Here is a 16,747-nt window from a genome sequence, read left to right as displayed (position 1 = left end):
CTCGTCTGTCGGCTCGATAACGGACTCCGGGTTCGCCTCGGAAAGTGACAAAATGTCTTGGTCTGGGGCCGATATTTTACGAAAACGGTGATTTTCGGTGACTTTAATACGTGATGCGGCCGCAATCGTTCGGTATGGATCCGTACGAGACGAGTAGCGCGGCGGACGTTGTCGGAGTTCTCGTAAGTCCTCGCAGATCTCTCGGCGTGTCCTCCGGCGAGAGTCTATCAACGGTTACGGGAACCCCGATAGAACGTGCCCGCCGTCCGCTCACAACGGTCGGAACGACGGGTCCCACGAGCGGTTACGGCTGTGTGAGCGGGCGCAGATTCCGGGAGTTGCACCGTCCGAACTCCGCCGTACTGCAGCCGTGACGCACGCAGCGCTCTCGACGGAGCGCACAACCGTCGATTGCGACTCACTTGGACAAAACGGAGAGACAGAGGGGATGGCAAATTTGCACACGCAGGAGTCGGTAAACGGCGAGCACTCCGGGAGCAGAGGATGGTAGAGCACACCCGGTCACTCGGCTTCACCGTCGCGTACGCGATGGGCCTCGGGACGATGATCGCGGCGGGGATCTTCTCGCTGTCCGGCGTCGCCGTCGCCCGAATCGGCAGTAGCGCGGTCATCGCGTTCATTATCGCCGCAGTCGTCGCCGGGATCACCGCGGCCTCGTACTCCGAGTTCGCCTCAATCTACTCCGAGAACGGCGGCGGCTACCTGTTCAGTTCACAGACGTTCGACAGCGACTTCCTCACGTACTTCGTCGGCGTCTCGCTGTTTCTCGGCTACACGGGGACGACCGCGTTCTACCTCGCGACGATGGGCGAGTGGTGGCAGCGGTTCGTCTTCCCCGAAGCCTGGCCGATTCCGCACGGGACGATGCCGCTCGTCACGACGATTCTCCTCGGCGCCCTCAACGCCCGCGGGACTGAGGAGAGCGGGACGTTCCAGGTCATCGTCACCTCCGCGAAAGTCGCCGTGCTCTTCGCGTTCATCGGCGGCGCGTTCGCTTTCGCCGGGCCGGTCGAAGCTACCGGGCGGTTCGCCGGGAACTTCCAGGCCGAACCCGTCGGTATCGTCTCCGTGGCGGCCCTGGCGTTCATTACGTTCTTCGGATTCTCAGCCATCGCTGCGAGTGCGGGCGAGATAATCGAGCCACGGAAGACGGTCCCCAAGGCCATCGCGACGTCGATCCTGACCGTCGTCGTGCTCTACACCTTCGTCATCGTCGCGATGGTGAACTCGCCGATCCCCGCAGAAGTGGTCGCCGAACTCGGCGAGACCGCGATGGGCCGGGTCGCAGCCGCGTTCCTCGGTCCGATCGGTCGGGTACTCATCGTCGCGGGCGCGATCTTCTCGATGGTGTCGGCGTCGAACGCCTCGATACTGGCCGCCTCGGGGATCGGGTCGCTGATGGGCGAGCGTGGACAGGCCCCGCGGCCGTTCCAGCGCATCCATCCCGAGTACGGGACGCCGTTCTGGAGCGTCGCGACGGCGACGGGAACGATCGTCGCGTTGATTCTGGCCTTCAGCGGCATCCTGCCGTCGGTCGAGGTCGTCGGCCGCGAACTCCACTTCCATCTCTCGGCGCTCACCGGCTTTGCGACGTTCAATCTGCTCGTTCCACTCTCGGTCGTGAACGTCGCGCTCGTCTACTCGCGGCGCCGCTATCCGGACCTCGACCGTCCCTTCAGCGTCCCGCTCGTGCCGTTCGTTCCCGTCCTCGGCGTCCTGGCCAACGTCGCACTCATCGGAAATCTGCCCTTCTCGGGGATCCTCAGCGGCATCGTCATCGTGATCGCGCTCGTAGCGTCGTACTACTTCTGGGGCGGCGCGCCCGAACGCGAGGAACTCTTCGCGCGCGTGACTGAAGCCCGCCCGCACGCTGCATCCGTCGAACCGGGCGGACACGCCGCCCGCGCGGGCGAACGCCCGCCGACCGTAGCGGGTGAGTCGGCCGCAGCGGCCGGCGGAGATGAGGCCGAAGCGGAGACCGAAGAACGGTTCCGTATCCTAGTCCCGGTCGCTCGGCCGAGTCGCGCACCCGCCTACGTGCGCTTTGCGAGCCAAATAGCCGAAGCGCGGACGGGCAACGGCGATCCGCTCGTCCAGGTCGTGACGATCACTCAGCTCCCCGAACAGACCCCCTTCGAGGCGCTCGAAGACACCGCCGGCGACCGCGCCGACGCGCTCGAAGCCCAGCTCGAAGGCGTCGAGACCGGGGTCGACTACACCGTCGAGGGACACATCTGCCGGGAGGTCGCCTTCGACATCCTCCAGACTGCTCGGGACGACGGCGCGGACCTGATCCTGATGGGGTACCCCGAGGACCACCCGGACATCGCGTCGTCGGTGCAGTTCAAATCGCCGTGTGACATTCTCTACGTCCACAAACTCCCCGAGCACCCGAGCCTGGACGTGGTCAACGTCGGTGCCGGCGGCGGACCGCACCACCACGCCCTCCTCCCCCTGATCGACGACCTCGGAACGCAGGGCGCGGCGGTCCACGTCATTCGCGTCGCACCGACGGGCGAACACGGGACACACGAAGCGATCGAGGACACACTCGATCACCTCTCGGAGGGGATCGACGTCGAGGTTCACGAGATCGAAGCGGATCTCATCGCCGACGGCCTCGTCGATTCGGCGGCGGCGAGCGGCGGCGTCCTGTTCATCGGCGCGACTCGCACGCGCGAGCTCCGTCGGTGGGTCTTCGGGAGCACCCCGGACCGCGTCATCGAGCGCGCCCCCGAAGCCGACCTCCCAGTAGTCGTCTACGCCAGTTCGACCGGCGTCGTCGGCCGCCTCTCCGAATACGTCTTCCCCGTCTATCGCTACCTGCAGAAGCTGTTCCGGTAGTATCACGCGGATTCTTGGCTTGCTTGTCTGGGACGCTGTCGCTGATCGAACATTTTCGCGGTGTTGAATTAACGGAAATCGTCCGAGAAAGGAAGGTTACTTATAATATATGCTAGTCGTCCTACTCGGGCGTCTAATCGACAGACGGATGCACGGTCACGGACTCTCGCGTCGTCGCCCGACTCGGTTCCGAGTCGTGACTGACGACGGAGTTCGAGGCATCCGGCAGAACGAGGCGGACACCGACTTCCGTTTCTGGTGGTTCAGTTTGTGCGTCGTTTTATCTGCATTTGCGTCAGCGTCTGCGTCAGTCGCTCGCGCGTCGTCGACGACCCACTACTTCACGTATGACAGGCTACACGAGCCGCTTTCGAGCCGTTTCTCTCGTAACGATTCTTGTACTCAGTCTTCTCAGCGGGATGGGGGCGTTCTCCGGCGTCGTTGCCGCGGATCAAGGGAACATCTCGTTTGATTCGTCCACGTACACCGACGGCGACGTCGTCACCGTCACCGTCGAAGATAGCGATTTGTCGACGACCACGGACTACGTCGTCAATATCGAGTCGGATACTGAGTCGCAACAGAACCTAATGGATCGAGACATTGTTGATGGAACAGATTCGATTACCACGGAATTCCCGGTAGCCGATTATTATACCGATAACAAGATTACGAAGACCGATTTTGTGTACAGCAATCAGGGGGATGGATCCGGTGGAATTGCAACAGTCTCACGGAATCGTAACGGTACTGTAGATCTAGAATTACTTTCTCCGTCAGATAAGAATGACAGAATCACCTACACTCGCGGCGAAACGGTTCTTCTGACATCGGAGGTAGGAGACCAATTCACAGGTACAATTGGTATAGGATCTTCAGATAAAATTGGGGAATTACACGTAACAGAAGGCGACGAGATCACATCTACATATTTTGACGAAAGTGCAAATACAGAGCGAACAGCAAATGCAACAATTGACGCAGAAACTGTCGACAACGATCCAGAGCCCCTCACTCTCGGATCGGTCACCGAATTCTCCATCGACAGCCTCTCGGGAGCGTCGCTAACGCACACAGAGAGCGTCATCGAAGTCCCGTTCAGCGAAGACGTCTCGAAGGCGGGCGGTGAAGCGGGGGCGTTGACGCTCGCGGACAACGTCACCGTCCTCGTCGACGGAGCGGACGTAACCGATCGCTACGCCCTCGACGCCGACGGATCTACGGACGGACAACTGCTCCTCAGTTCCGCGACGGCGCTCGATCCGCGCTCGGAAGTGGGCGTCAGAATCGACGCGGTGAACGACTCGATTGACAGCGAGACCATCACACCCGGGACGCTCGACGTGACGGTGGCGTCCGCGACCGTTCCAGAGGGCAGCGGCGAGGCAAACGTCTACGCCGGATCGGCGATGGCGTTCGTCGCGACCGATGGCTCGGCCGACCTCGATCAGGCGTTCGAGGTCGTCGACGACGACGGGGCGTTCGTCTTCGCGGGTCGCACCGGGCCGGGAAGCCAGGTGTTCGTGATCGACACCGACGCGCGGAACTGGACCGAGGCGTACACCGTCGAAACGACGCTCGACGACGGCAGCACCGATCGAACGACGGGAGTCACGATCCGGGATCTGGGGCTCGGAGTCGCGATCGACGATCGGAACCTCACGACCGCCGCGGCAGTCGAAGGGACCATCTTCGCGAGCGCGGGCGGGCGCACCGTTCGGGTCGACCTCCGCGAGACGGACGGTGCGGTCGTCGAACGTACGAACATCACCCTCGGTGGGAACGGCGAGACGGCGTTCGACTTCCCGGCGTCGGTGTTCGATACGACTGGACCGGGTAATTACACCGTCAACGTGACCGACGTCGGTACCGACGCGACAGTCCGCTCCGACCGCATAGCTGTCGTCGACGACAGCCTGAGCACCGCGAGGTTCCGGTCGGCCGTCGTCGGCGAGCACGCCGGCGACGTCGCCGAAGTGGGCGTGAATCTGACCTACGCCGAGACCGCGACGGTGACGCTCGGAAGCGTCGACTCGGGCTTTCGGGCGAACGTGACCGTATCCGATGGCGACGACGACGGCACCGTCCGGCTGCGGTTCAATACAGCCGCGGTCGCCGGTGCGACGAGTCTGCCGGACGACGGCGGCGACGTGTTCGGCGTCGGCGCGTCCAGTGGAAACACCAGCGGGACGGCAGACGAGGTGATCGCGGCCGATATCGACGAGGGGACCCCCCTGAGCGAGCCGCTAGCCCCCGGAGAGTACGAGGTCACTGTTCGGACTGGCGCAGACGCAGGCGCTCCCGCGGAACACGCCGCGACGCTCGTACTCGACGCCCCCGCTCCAGAGCGACTCACCACCTGGGTCGCGCCCGCGGATGCAGCGCTTTCGGCGCACGAAGACCTCTCGACGGCCGTCGAGACAGGGCGGCTCACGCAGCGAGCGGACGTCGCCGTGGGCGACCTCGTCGTGCACCGAATCGAGGCACCGGGGCTCGCCGGCCAGTTTGCACAACACGACGGAACGGCGACCGAGACGTTCTTCGCGCTCGATGGCACGGACGAGGCGGCGCTGTACGCGCTGAACGTCACACAACAGAACCCACCGCCAAATCGCGAGGCCTACCAACTCGAACTGAACGCGAGCAACGCACGCGTCGTCGCCGACCCGAGCAACGATACCTACACAATGCTGTACGAAATCGATGCACCGGCGGCGACAGCGAGCGACAGTGAGGCTGTAGGCACTGTCTCGGACGGAGCAGACACCAGTGTACCCGCAGCAGGGGACGCACTCACGGCGTCGTTCGCGGTTCACGAGAACGGAACGTTCACAGAAGTCGACGACGACAGTCGGACAGTCGCTAGCAACTACTCGTTCGTCGAGGCGACCATCGCGACGGACGACGATCCCCTCGTCGTCGCAGCCGCGGCGAACCAATCGATCAGCGGGACCACGACCGTCGCGCCGGGAACCGAGATCGAACTCCGACTCCGGTCGACGAACGGGACGCAGCCGTCGTTCCACAAGACGACCCAGGCGGTCGTCGGACCGAGCGGCGCGTGGTCCGCTGCGTTCGACTTCGACGCACAGGGCGTCGGCGATACCTTCGAGGCGACCTCCGCGGCCGGCGTCATCAGCGATTCGAACGAACTCGGCGTCAGCGGCGAGGTTCGCGCGTTCGTACCGACGACGGCGGTGGCGACCACAGCCGCGACGACCGTCGGTCAGGCGGGCGGCGCAGGCGGAAGCGGTGGCGTCGGAAGCGACGGATCCGGGGGGTCGTCCCGGAGCAATGCGGCAGCACCAACCACCGAGTCGACAGCGACTCCCGAACAGCAGTCCGACGGGGACGGGCGCTCGATCACCGATTCGACGGGAGAGTTCTTCGGGACCGTGATCGACACCCTCGTCGACGGCTCGGGCGAGAGACCACTCCGGGAACGGTTGCTGGATTTCGACGTGCTGGTCGCGCTGGCTGCCCTGACGACCGTCCTGGTGTTCGTGACGCGGCTCGAATGACCGAACGGTCCGTATCGCCGCCGTCGCAGACGGTCGGCGGGCATATCGGCAGCGGGACGGGGTCAAGCCGTCGTAACGCCTAAGAACCGAAGAACCATTTTATCGGGTAATGAACCCGAACGCGAATACAGACACTGTGGGACCGCCCACTGATTCGAAGGAGAGGTGGTTCCGTGGGCGTTGAAATCAAGGAGTCGACGGTCGCAGACGAGGAGTTCGAGGAGATGGAGCGGTTCGTCCGCGACTATCTCGCTGCGAGCGTCGAAGGCGAAGATGACGGCGGCCGAATGCGGTGGTACCCCTGGCACAGCGCCGAGTATCGCTTCAACCACATTCTGAACGTCGTCGATCTGGCGACCCAGATCGCCGAGCGCGAGGGCGCAGACACGGACGTCGTCCGAGTCGCCGCGCTCTTTCACGACATCTCGAAGCTCGAAGCCGACCAGGAAGTCCACGCCGAGGAGGGGGCACGCGTCGCTCGCGAGTACCTGAACACCCACGGCGACTTCCCGCAGTCGTTCGTCGAGCAGGTGTGTCAGGTCGTCGCCGACCACTCCTATCAGGGACCGCTCGCAGACGTCTCACTCGAAACGCAGAGCCTCATCGAGGCCGACATCCTCGACAAAGTCGGCGCGAACGGCACGGCGCTGATGCTGCTCCGGATGGGGTACGAGGCGCGGACGCACATGGACGCCGCCGAGATGGTCGAGCGAGTCCTCGAACGCGGCCGCGACGCGACGGACCGGGTCAACTCCGACGCCGCCGAGAGCATCGCGCACAAGCGGCTCAAGCGCGTCAAGTGGTTCCGCGAGTGGCTCGAATCCGAGGTCCCGGAGATGGACCACAGCCTCGAGAAGCGCTGAGCGGTTGGCGGTCGGAGTAGCCCTCCGTCCAGTGCGGATGGAACGAGCGGTGTAGCTATCGGCGGACTGCGACCCCGAGAGCAGTACGCTTAGTAGTCACGGCCCTCACGTCGAAAGCGTGCCCTCCGAATACCCTCCACGACCGTCGAGACGGGTGAATATCGCGCTCGCGGTCGTCGCTGTCGTGACGTTTGCGTACAGTATCGTCGTCGCCGGACAGATCCTTCTGTGGTTCGTCCTCGCGGGGATCGCCGCCGGAATCTACGTCGCCTGGCTCCTCGTCGTCGCCGTCCTTCGGCTGGTCGACGCGACCGAGCGAATCGCGAGTGCGCTGGAAGCCGAACACGGCGACAGCACTGGCGACAACAGCGGCGACAACAACGACGGCAGCAACGACGGCAGCAACGACGACGACCACCAAATCCGCGGCGTAGAAGTCGACGAGCGCTGAGAGACGCTTGGAGACGACCGAACCGGTGGTCGTTTGTACGCCGCTCGCCTACAGCCGTCGATGACGGACTCAGGCAGTTGGGTCAGCCTCTTCTCCGGCGGCAAAGACTCCTCCTGGGCGCTCTACCGCGCACTGGAGGAAGGACTGAACGTCTCACATCTCCTGACGGTCCACCCCGGCGAGGACTCGTATATGTATCACGTCCCCGAGACGCGGCTGGCCGGGCTCGCCGCCGAGAGCATCGGCATCCCGCTGGTCGACGTCGAACCGGACGACCTCGACGCCGGCGACGTCGACGACGTGGGTGCTCAAGGCGACCGCGAGATCGAGCCACTCGAAGCCGCGCTCGTCGAGTTGCAGTCGGACCTCGACGGCGGCCTGTCCGGTGTCATCGCCGGCGCCGTCGAGAGCGAGTTCCAGACCTCCCGCATCCAAGAGATGTGCGACCGCCTGGAGATCGATCTCTTCGCGCCCCTCTGGCAGCGTGATCCGCTGGAACTCGGGAGAGAAATGCTCGACGCCGGGTTCGAGATCCGGATCATTCAGGTCGCCGCCCACGGCCTCGACGAGTCGTGGCTGGGGCGGACGCTCGACGCCGACGCGCTCACAGAACTAGTCGAACTCAACGACGAGTACGGCGTCCACGTCCTCGGCGAAGGCGGGGAGTTCGAGACGTTCGTGACCGACGGGCCGCATATGGACCGCCCGATCGAACTGGAGTACGAGACCGTCTGGGAGGGGACTCGCGGACACATTCGCGTGACGGACGCGCGGCTCGGCGAAGCGACGGAGTAGCGGGAGAATCGCGGCGCGCTATTCGAGGTGCGAGTGCGCCCCGATCAGGGCGTTCGAGAGATCGAGATTCTCGATGTAGGTGTGCTCGTCGACGATAGTGTCGCGGATGTCCGCGTTGTGAATCGTCGCGTCACTGAAGACGACAGTTCGTTCCAGATGTGAGTCCGACACCGACGCATCGGCCATCACGTGCACGTCCTCGTCGAGCACGGAGTTTTCGACCGTCGCCGACTCGTGGACGAACGTGTCGCCGCCGAGGTACCACGAGACGGCGTCGAGGTAGCTCTCGGGCGTGCCGATGTCGAACCACGCGCCGTCGAACGTGAACGCGTGGACGGTCCCGCGCCGCTGGAGCCACTCGATGAACCAGCCGGGCTCGTCGGGGTTGTTGCCGTTCGAGAGGTACGTGTCGAAGTCGGGGAGCGTGTCCGCGGGGAACGCATAGCAGGCGATCGAGACGAGCGTGCTCTGGGGGTCGTCTGGTTTCTCCTGGAAGTCGACGACGCGGTCGCCGTCCAACTGGACGAGTCCGTAGGACCGCGCGCGCTCTTTCGAGCCGACGTCGTAGGCGGCGAGACACGGAGTCGCCTTCGACTCGAAGAAGTCGACGAACTCGCCCACGTCGAACGAGAGCAGATTGTCGCCGGCGATGACCACGAGGTCGTCGTCGACGCCCTCGCGGTCGATGAGTTGCGCGAGCGCGCCGACGACGCCGAACTTCTCGTCTTCCTCGACCGTCTCTTCGATCGAGAGGGTGGGTTTCTCGTAGGGCGCGTCTGCGAGGAAGGACTCGAAGGAGTCGGCGAATCGCTCGTTGGTGCTCACGAACACCTCGTCGATCCGCTCGTCGGCTTCGAGGTCCTCGAAGATGACGTCGATGACGGTCCCGTCACCGACCGGGAGGAACATCTTGGGGCGGTCTTTGGTGATCGGCCACATACGCGTCGCGTACCCGCCAGCGAGGACGACTGCTTTCATATATTGACTCTCCGCCCGGAGTCTCAAGTTTGTTTCCCCGGGTATCCTGTCGAGCCCCGTCTTGTCCCCGAATTTTACCTGATAAATGTACACATACGCCCAGTGCAGCGTCCGATATCACGGGATCGCACAGAGCAGGCGACAGTATATACGGGAGCGAGAACCTAGAGGGGGTATGTCCGAGTCGGACGACGAGGCCACGACCCGACAGCGGATCGCAGACGCGCTGCGAGCGGAACCCCACGGCGCGGCAGATCTCTCGACGGCGGTCGGCGTCCCTCGCTCGACGGTGTATCACCATCTCGATCACGTCGCGCGCTCGATCGAGGGATCCGACGCCGACGAGCAGTTCCTCGTCGCGCCGCCCGAGTGCCGTGCGTGTGGCTTCGACAGCTTCGACGACCCGCTGAACGATCCCTCGCGGTGCCCGGAGTGCCGCTCCGAGCGCATCGCCGAACCGCAGTTCGTGATCGACTAGGCGCGGTCGTCGGGCGCAGTCGTCGAGCACGGCGAAACACGAACCCGTCTCAGCGGTCGGCCCGGTCGTCAGTCCTGACAACGTCAGCCGCCGCGTCGTCGCGATCGAGAAGGTGACAGGCCGCCGTGTGCTCGGCGGAGACCGGCCGCAACGACGGCGGGTCGGCCTCACAGGGCGTCTCGAAGGCGTCGGCCAGCAGCGTCGCCGCCGCTGCGTGCTCGCCGGCGACGACTCGGGAGAGCGCACGGTCGAGGACCGCCTCGGCGTCCGGATCTGACAGCCGCTCTGGAATCTCGAATTCGCGTCGCAGTGCCGTACAGACGTTCTCGTCGCCGATATCGCTGGGAGCGAGGGAGCCGCCGCGTTCGGCCGCCACCCGCTCGCGGATCGCCCGGACGTCCACACCAGATCCCCCCTCGCCCAGTCGCGTCCGGAGCTGGAGGATGCCCCGCCACGCGTCCTGGTCGAGGTCGTACCCGTCCGGTTGAATGACCGCCGGACAGCGCGTGTGGAACCGACAGCCCGCTGGCGGGTCCGCCGCGCTCGGGACCGTGCCGGTCAGTTCGACGTCGGGACGCTCGACGGTCGGATCGGGCACGGGAACCGACGCGAGAAGCGCCCGCGTGTAGGGGTGCTGTGGGTCGCCGAACACGACGTCGACGGGGCCGGATTCGACGATTTCGCCCAGATACATCACCGCGACGCGGTCGCAGAACTCGCGCACGACGGCGAGGTCGTGACTGATGAGCAAGACGCCGAGGTCCAGCTCCGATTGGAGCGACGCCAGAAGCGAGAGGACGGCCGCCTGGACGGGCATATCGAGCGCCGAAACGGGTTCGTCGGCGACGAGGAGGTCCGGATCGACGATCAGCGCGCGCGCCAGTGCGGCCCGCTGTTTTTCACCACCCGACAGTTCGTGCGGGTAGCGGTCGGCGTCGCCCGCGTCGAGGCCGACGCGTTCCAGCGTGTCTTCGACCAGTCGCCGCCGGCGCTCGCGGTCGGCCATCCCGTGCACGGCGAGTGGTTCGCCGACCGACTGGCCGATCGACAGCCGCGGGTCGAAGCTCGACGTCGGATCCTGGAAGATCAGTTGCGCTCGGCGACGGAACCGCCGGAGCCGCTCGCGGTCGTACGCCGTGACGTCGTCGCCGTCGAAGCGCACCGTCCCGCCGGTCGGGTCCTCGATCCGAAGCAGTGCGCGCGCCGCCGTCGACTTGCCGCACCCGGACTCGCCGACGAGGCCGAGCGTCTCGCCGCGCTCGACGGTGAGACCGATCCCGTCGACCGCCCGCACGCGCCCGACCTCACGGTTCCAGATCCCGTCGGTGATCGGGTAGTGTTTCTCCAGCCCGGAAACGTCCAGCAGCGGCGGGTCTGCGGTCACTGTGGTTCACCACCGTCGCGAGAATAGGATCCATCCGCCCTCGTGTCGGCGTCGACGGCGGTTCCGTAGACGACCGTCGGATCGCCCTCCGGTGCGAAGTGGACGCACGAGACGGCGTGTTCGCGATCGGCATCGTCGTCCGCCGTTGCCGCACCCGCCGGTGTGGCGGCGCCCTCGATTCCAGAGACGTCGTACAGCGGTGGCTGGTCCCCTCGCCGGCAGGCCTCCACGGCGTAGGGGCAGCGGTCGCGGAAACAGCAGCCAGCGGATTGTTCGGCCGAGTTCGAGTCGGTCAGGGTCGAGCCGTTTGCGCCAGAGTCGGCCGGCCCCGGAGCCGAATCGGTCGCCGCCGCGGCGGATGCTCGGGGGGCGCCGCGTCCAGGGATCGAATCCAACAGCGAGCGCGTGTACGGATGGGCGGGGCGATCGAAGATCGCGTAGACGTCGCCGCGTTCCACCACACGACCCTGATACAGCACCACGACCCGGTCTGCGACGTCGGCGACGACGCCGAGGTCGTGAGTCACGAGTAGGATGCCCATCCCGAACTCCGATTGAATCTCCTCGAGGAGTCCGAGGACCCGCGATTGGATCGTGACGTCGAGCGCTGTCGTCGGCTCGTCGGCGATCAACAGATCCGGGTCGCCCGCGAGCGCCATCGCGATCGCGACCCGCTGTTTCATCCCGCCCGACAGTTCGTGGGGATAGTCGTCGACGCGACTCGCGGGATCTGAGATCCCGACGCGGTCGAGCAGGTCGATCGCACGTGCTCGGGCCTCACGCTTCGAGACGTCCGCGTGCAACTGCACGGCCTCGATCAGCTGCCAGCCGACCGTGTAGACGGGGTTGAGCGAGTCCTGTGGATTTTGGAACACGTGCGCGATCCGGTCGCCGCGGACCGCGCCGAGTTGTGCCTCCGCCGAGAGGAGGTCCTGTCCGTCGAAGTGCACGGTTCCCCCGCGGATCTCGCCCGGCGGTTCACGGAGCACCCGCGTGATCGACTCGCCCACGACGGTTTTGCCGCTGCCGGACTCGCCGACGAGACAGACGGTCTCGCCGCGCTCGACGTCGAAGGAGACGCCGTCGACCGCCCGGACGACACCCTGGTCGGTGCGGAACTCGACCGTCAGGTCGTCGACGCGGAGGAGAGACTCGTCGCTCATCGGCCGACCTCCTGCCGCGGATCGAGCGCGTCTCTGAGCGCGTCGCCGAGGAAGTTGAACGCGAGGATCGTCGCGAAGAGGAACAGTCCGGGGATCGTCGAGATCCACCACGCGGTCGCGAGATCACCGCGGCCCGCCGCGATCGTCTGCCCCCACGAGGGCAGCATCACGTCGCCGAGACCGATGAACGAGAGCGCCGCCTCAGAAAGGATGAGCACCGGAACGTTCAGCGTCGCGGCGGTGACGATCGAGTTCGAGACGTTCGGGACGATGTGCCGCCAGACGACGGACGCGCCGGACGCGCCGGCGCTTTGGGCCGCCTGGACGTACGTCTCCTCGCGGCGCTGGAGCGCCTCGCTGCGGACGATGCGGGCGATGCCGCCCCAGCCGGTCAGCCCGAAGATGACGATCAGGACGAACAGGCTGCCGCCGTAGAGGTACGCCAAGAACAGAAAGAGGAAGAACGTCGGAAACGTCTGCTGGACGTCGACGTAGCGCATCAGCAATTCGTCGACCCAGCCACCAGCGTAGGCGGCCGTCGCCCCGACGGCGGTCGCGACGGTGACCGAGATGAGCGTCGCGATCAGTCCGACCTGCAGACTGACGCGCATCCCGAATATCGCGAGCGCCAAGAGCCCCTTCCCGCTGCCGGTCGTCCCCAGCGGATAGCGCCACGTCCCCTGACACCGACCGTCGACGACGGGGCCGAGACACTGGGTCGGGATCGACACGTCGACGCTCAGGAAGACCGGCGGCTGGTATCCGGCCGCGACGTGCAGCGTCGGCGGGTCGATGAACAGCGTGCCGACCGTTCCGAGCAGAAAGATCACGGCGAGGTACACCAGGCTGAGCACCGCGAGACGGTGGCGTCGGAAGCGCTGCCAGTAGTACGCGGTCAGACGTCGGTTCCGTGCGAGCGGCACGGCAGCGAAGCCCAAAACGAGAAGCGTCGCGACGAACAGCCAGTCCACGCCGGTCGCGTCCCAGAGGAGCGTCGACTCGGCGACGACGACCTCGACCGTCGGGTCGCCAGCAGCCAAGAGGACGTCGTACGCCAGCGCGAGCGCGTAGAGGCCGCCGGCGACGAGGGCGAGAAGTTGCGTCGGCGAGACGCGGCGTCCGTCCGCGTCGATCGCCTCCCAGTCGACGTCCTCGAAGCGCTCGCGAGAGCGATCCGAGGTCGGGTCCGTCGCGTCACCGCCGCCCGGTCCACTCTGTTCGTCTCCCGGCATCACCGATCACCGTAGTCGATACGCGGGTCCAGCCAGCCGTAGGCGAGATCCTGCAGCAGATTCCCGACGACAGCGACGAACACGGGGACGAGCGTCGTCCCCAAGACCAGCGCCGTGTCCTGCCGGCGGATCGCGTCGAGGCTGAGTCGGCCCAGGCCGGGGATGCCGAAGACGACCTCGACGAGGTAGGAGGCCGACAGGATCACGCCGAGCAAGTCGCCGACGAGAATCGTCGACAGCGGCACGAGCGTCGGGCGAAGGACGTGTCGCGTGATGATCCGCCAGTCGGACGCGCCTTTCGCCCGGGCCGTTTTCACGAACGCCGCACGGACGTACTCGAGCGCTTCCGCGCGCGCGTAGCGCATCGTACTCGCGATCGCGCTCGTCGCGAGCACGAACACCGGCAAGACGAGTTGGCGCGCGTTCGCGAGCGAGAGGGGTCGCGTCCGGGCCAGTTCGGAATCGAAGAGGACCGGGACCCAGCCGAGGTGGACGGCGAAGACCAACAGCAGCACGATGCCGAACCAGAAGTTGGGGATGCTGACGCCGAAGAACGCCACGAACGTCGCCGCGTAGTCGGTCTTCGTGTACTGATTGAACGCCGAGTAGAGCCCGATCCCGATGCCGAGCACCGTCGAGAGGAGCACGGCGGGGATCGTATACAGCAACGAGTAGGGGAGCGCCGTCAGAATCGCCGTCACGACGGGCTGGGACCGCGAGTCCGACCAGCCCCAATCGCCCGAGGCGAGGTTCCCGAGGTATTCGAGATAGCGCTCCCAGAGCGGTCCCTGCAGCCCGCGGCGTCGGGCGTACGCCTCCGCGGCGGCCTCGGCGCTCCGGCCGCTGGCGGCCGCCTGAAACTGGACGCGTGCTAACTGTGCGTCAGGTGCGTACTCGAGCAGGACGAACGTGACCGTCAGGATGATGAAGGCGACGACGCCCGCCCACGCGACCCGACGCGCCGTGTACCATTTCAGTCCCATCGTGGTGTGTCGCTCCAGGCCGTACTCCGATTCCGCCGGCCGCCGTTGCCGGTCAGTTCCGTCGACCGCAGTTAATATTGTCGTCCGAACGGGGTGTCCCCACGGGTCGGTGCGGCGGTCGGGCGTCGATTCACTGCTGGCCGAGTCGCCAGGTGTTCTGGTCCCAACTGTAGCCGAATACCTCCTCGGGACCGCGCACGGCGCTGTCGTAGCCGACGACCTCCACGCCCATATTGAGGAAGTTGAACGGTTGTTCGGCCGAGAGCGCGCCGAAAATCTCGGCGAGGGTGCCACGCCGCGCTGCCTCGTCGACGGTGCTCGTCGCGGTCTCGAACAGCGAGGCGAAGTCCGTCTCGGGGTGGTAGCCGTAGAAGTTGATGCCGCCCCGTTCGAGCGTGAAGCCCTGAATCGAGGAGGGCGTCCGCGGATAGGTGTTGAACGTGATTCCGAGGATGAGGTCCCACGGCTCCTGACTCAGCGATTGGTCACGCGGACCGCCGTTGTACGGGCCGGCGTCCCACGGCGGGTCGCCGTCGCCCTGCCAACTGTTGTAGAGGTGGTGTTCGACCAGCGTCCCGTACTGCTTGCCGGTGACGTCGACGTCGATGCCGATGGCGTCGTACTCCTGGGCGACGTACTGCGCCGTCGTCTCGACCGTCTGAGACCCCTGCGCGAAGACGAGATCGAGCGTGAGTTGCTCGCCCTCCGCGTCGACGACGCGGTCGCCGTCGTAGCGGTACGGGGTGGATCCGAGGTGCTCCCGGAGGAGTTCCCGCGCTCGGTCGTGACTGTATGTGTCACCGACGCCGTATTCGGTCACCTGCTCGTCGGAGTACCACCGCGAGAACGTCGGTTGGAACGTGTGGGCGACCGTCGCGTAGCCGCGGAGAACGTCGTCGACGAGCGTTCGTTTGTCGACGGCGTGCGCGAGCGCGCGCCTGACGCCCGGTTTCCGCAGCGCCTCGTAGAACGACCCGTTGGCGCGCTGATTGTAGATGAGCGACGTCATATACGCCTGCGGGAAGACCTTGACGTCGACGTCGTCTCGCCCCTCGAACTGTTCGACGCGCGTCTCGGGGATGTCGGTGGCGGTGAGTTCGCCTGATCGAAGCGCGGAGAGGCGCGTGCTCTCCTCGGGGACGACCTCGTAGGTGTAGGCGTCGAAGTACGGCGCGTTCTGCCACTCGTCGGGGACGTCGTCGACTTCGCGCAGGTAGTACTCCTCGTTGCGGGTAGCGACGAACTCCGATTCGCGGTTCCACCGCTCGAAGCTGTAGGGGCCGAGGTTTCCGGCGTACGCGAGCGTCTGTACCTCCTCGTCCTGTGCGAGCCCGTCCTGGTCCTCGTCGGGACGGTACCGGGCGATGATCTCTTTCGGCATACAGAATGCGCCCCACATAATCGGCCGGAGCGGGAACGCGGGGTCGACGGACTGAAGCCTGATCTCGAAGGAGCGGGGACCGGTCTTCTCGACGGGGATCGGCTCGCCCTGTTGTCGCCAGTCGCTGGGGTTCGGGTACCCGGCCCAGTTCGAGTCGGCCTGGTAGACCTCCGTGATCATATACACCCAGTCTTCGGCCGTCATCTGGCCATAGCCGGCCCCCCACCGGAGATTGTCGCGAAGTTCGACCGTGTAGACCCGTCCCTCGTCGGAGGTGATGTCCGCCCAGAGCGGGAAGGTCTCTTGTTCGGGCGTGATGGCGTACGCGCCGTCGAGCGCCAGTTGGATCCGGTTCGCGGACGGCATATCGTCGACGCTCAGGAAGTTCAGCGTCTGCGTCCCCGTAGGCGTTCCCTCGACGTACTCGACAGCCTCTGCGTCCTCCGTCGGCGCCCCGTTTCGATCCGGCGCACTACAGCCTGCAACCGCCGTCGCCCCACCGAGACCGAGAAGTTGGAGAAAGGAACGGCGAGACCGACCGGCGATCGGATTCGGTCCGCGGCCGTCTGAACCGCTACCGGATGGCATAGAAGCTACGTGCGCCCATCCGGTCAAATACCCATCGATAGATCGGGCGAAAACGTTCGTTCTGT

12 protein-coding genes are annotated in these 16,747 nt (G+C 65.6%); 6 read left to right on the top strand and 6 right to left on the bottom strand.

Features of this window, described 5'->3' with window-relative positions:
• Positions 1-504 precede the first annotated feature (504 nt).
• From NO362_RS06225 to NO362_RS06205, 5 genes are all read left to right on the top strand, one after another.
• Positions 505-2,865: an amino acid permease gene (locus NO362_RS06225; protein ID WP_256546522.1), complete on the top strand. Its 2,361-nt coding sequence runs from the start codon at positions 505-507 to the stop codon at positions 2,863-2,865.
• 1,139 nt (positions 2,866-4,004) lie between these two features.
• The gene (locus tag NO362_RS06220) at positions 4,005-6,386 is read left to right on the top strand and encodes a BGTF surface domain-containing protein (RefSeq protein WP_256546521.1); all 2,382 of its coding nucleotides are present in this window, start codon (positions 4,005-4,007) and stop codon (positions 6,384-6,386) included.
• Between the two features lie 173 nt (positions 6,387-6,559).
• Entirely contained in the window at positions 6,560-7,249 is a 690-nt protein-coding gene (locus NO362_RS06215; protein ID WP_256546520.1) for an HD domain-containing protein, read from the top strand.
• A gap of 154 nt (positions 7,250-7,403) precedes the next feature.
• Positions 7,404-7,700, top strand: a complete 297-nt coding sequence (locus tag NO362_RS06210) for a DUF8066 domain-containing protein (RefSeq protein WP_256546519.1) — start codon at positions 7,404-7,406, stop codon at positions 7,698-7,700.
• Between the two features lie 60 nt (positions 7,701-7,760).
• Complete coding sequence (locus tag NO362_RS06205) at positions 7,761-8,495, top strand: diphthine--ammonia ligase (protein ID WP_256546518.1); 735 nt, start codon at positions 7,761-7,763, stop codon at positions 8,493-8,495.
• An 18-nt stretch (positions 8,496-8,513) separates the two neighbouring features.
• Here NO362_RS06205 and NO362_RS06200 read toward each other — a convergent pair whose 3' ends face one another.
• Positions 8,514-9,473, bottom strand: a complete 960-nt coding sequence (locus NO362_RS06200) for a nucleotidyltransferase family protein (RefSeq protein ID WP_256546517.1) — start codon at positions 9,471-9,473, stop codon at positions 8,514-8,516.
• 175 nt (positions 9,474-9,648) lie between these two features.
• On the opposite strand from NO362_RS06200, the gene NO362_RS06195 reads away from it, so the two are divergent.
• Complete coding sequence (locus NO362_RS06195; RefSeq protein WP_256546516.1) at positions 9,649-9,951, top strand: transcriptional regulator; 303 nt, start codon at positions 9,649-9,651, stop codon at positions 9,949-9,951.
• Between the two features lie 49 nt (positions 9,952-10,000).
• On the opposite strand, the gene NO362_RS06190 is transcribed toward NO362_RS06195, so the two are convergent.
• The 5 genes from NO362_RS06190 to NO362_RS06170 all read right to left on the bottom strand — a co-directional run bounded on the left by NO362_RS06190 (position 10,001) and on the right by NO362_RS06170 (position 16,682).
• Complete coding sequence (locus NO362_RS06190) at positions 10,001-11,335, bottom strand: ABC transporter ATP-binding protein (RefSeq protein ID WP_256546515.1); 1,335 nt, start codon at positions 11,333-11,335, stop codon at positions 10,001-10,003.
• On the bottom strand, positions 11,332-12,498 hold the full coding sequence (locus tag NO362_RS06185; RefSeq protein ID WP_256546514.1) for an ABC transporter ATP-binding protein: 1,167 nt from the start codon (positions 12,496-12,498) through the stop codon (positions 11,332-11,334). Before NO362_RS06185 ends, NO362_RS06190 begins: the two co-directional genes overlap by 4 nt.
• Positions 12,495-13,730 (bottom strand): ABC transporter permease, encoded by a 1,236-nt coding sequence (locus NO362_RS06180; RefSeq protein ID WP_256546513.1) that lies wholly within the window; start codon positions 13,728-13,730, stop codon positions 12,495-12,497. Before NO362_RS06180 ends, NO362_RS06185 begins: the two co-directional genes overlap by 4 nt.
• Entirely contained in the window at positions 13,730-14,713 is a 984-nt protein-coding gene (locus NO362_RS06175; protein WP_256546512.1) for an ABC transporter permease, read from the bottom strand. Before NO362_RS06175 ends, NO362_RS06180 begins: the two co-directional genes overlap by 1 nt.
• Positions 14,714-14,843: 130 nt before the next feature.
• On the bottom strand, positions 14,844-16,682 hold the full coding sequence (locus NO362_RS06170) for an ABC transporter substrate-binding protein (RefSeq protein ID WP_256546511.1): 1,839 nt from the start codon (positions 16,680-16,682) through the stop codon (positions 14,844-14,846).
• Positions 16,683-16,747: the final 65 nt, after the last annotated feature.

This window comes from Halobellus inordinatus (assembly GCF_024498335.1).
GTDB lineage: Archaea > Halobacteriota > Halobacteria > Halobacteriales > Haloferacaceae > Haloquadratum > Haloquadratum inordinatus.
Note: the sequence above shows the minus strand (reverse complement) of the source record. Positions and strands in the feature narration are given on the sequence as shown.

Bases quoted from the DNA above. Each gene is read 5' to 3' on its own strand.
- NO362_RS06170 (WP_256546511.1), bottom strand. From the start codon at position 16,682: ATGCCATCCGGTAGCGGTTCAGACGGCCGCGGACCGAATCCGATCGCC.
- NO362_RS06200 (WP_256546517.1), bottom strand. From the start codon at position 9,473: ATGAAAGCAGTCGTCCTCGCTGGCGGGTACGCGACGCGTATGTGGCCG.
- NO362_RS06180 (WP_256546513.1), bottom strand. From the start codon at position 13,730: ATGCCGGGAGACGAACAGAGTGGACCGGGCGGCGGTGACGCGACGGAC.
- NO362_RS06225 (WP_256546522.1), top strand. From the start codon at position 505: ATGGTAGAGCACACCCGGTCACTCGGCTTCACCGTCGCGTACGCGATG.
- NO362_RS06205 (WP_256546518.1), top strand. From the start codon at position 7,761: ATGACGGACTCAGGCAGTTGGGTCAGCCTCTTCTCCGGCGGCAAAGAC.
- NO362_RS06185 (WP_256546514.1), bottom strand. From the start codon at position 12,498: ATGAGCGACGAGTCTCTCCTCCGCGTCGACGACCTGACGGTCGAGTTC.
- NO362_RS06175 (WP_256546512.1), bottom strand. From the start codon at position 14,713: ATGGGACTGAAATGGTACACGGCGCGTCGGGTCGCGTGGGCGGGCGTC.
- NO362_RS06195 (WP_256546516.1), top strand. From the start codon at position 9,649: ATGTCCGAGTCGGACGACGAGGCCACGACCCGACAGCGGATCGCAGAC.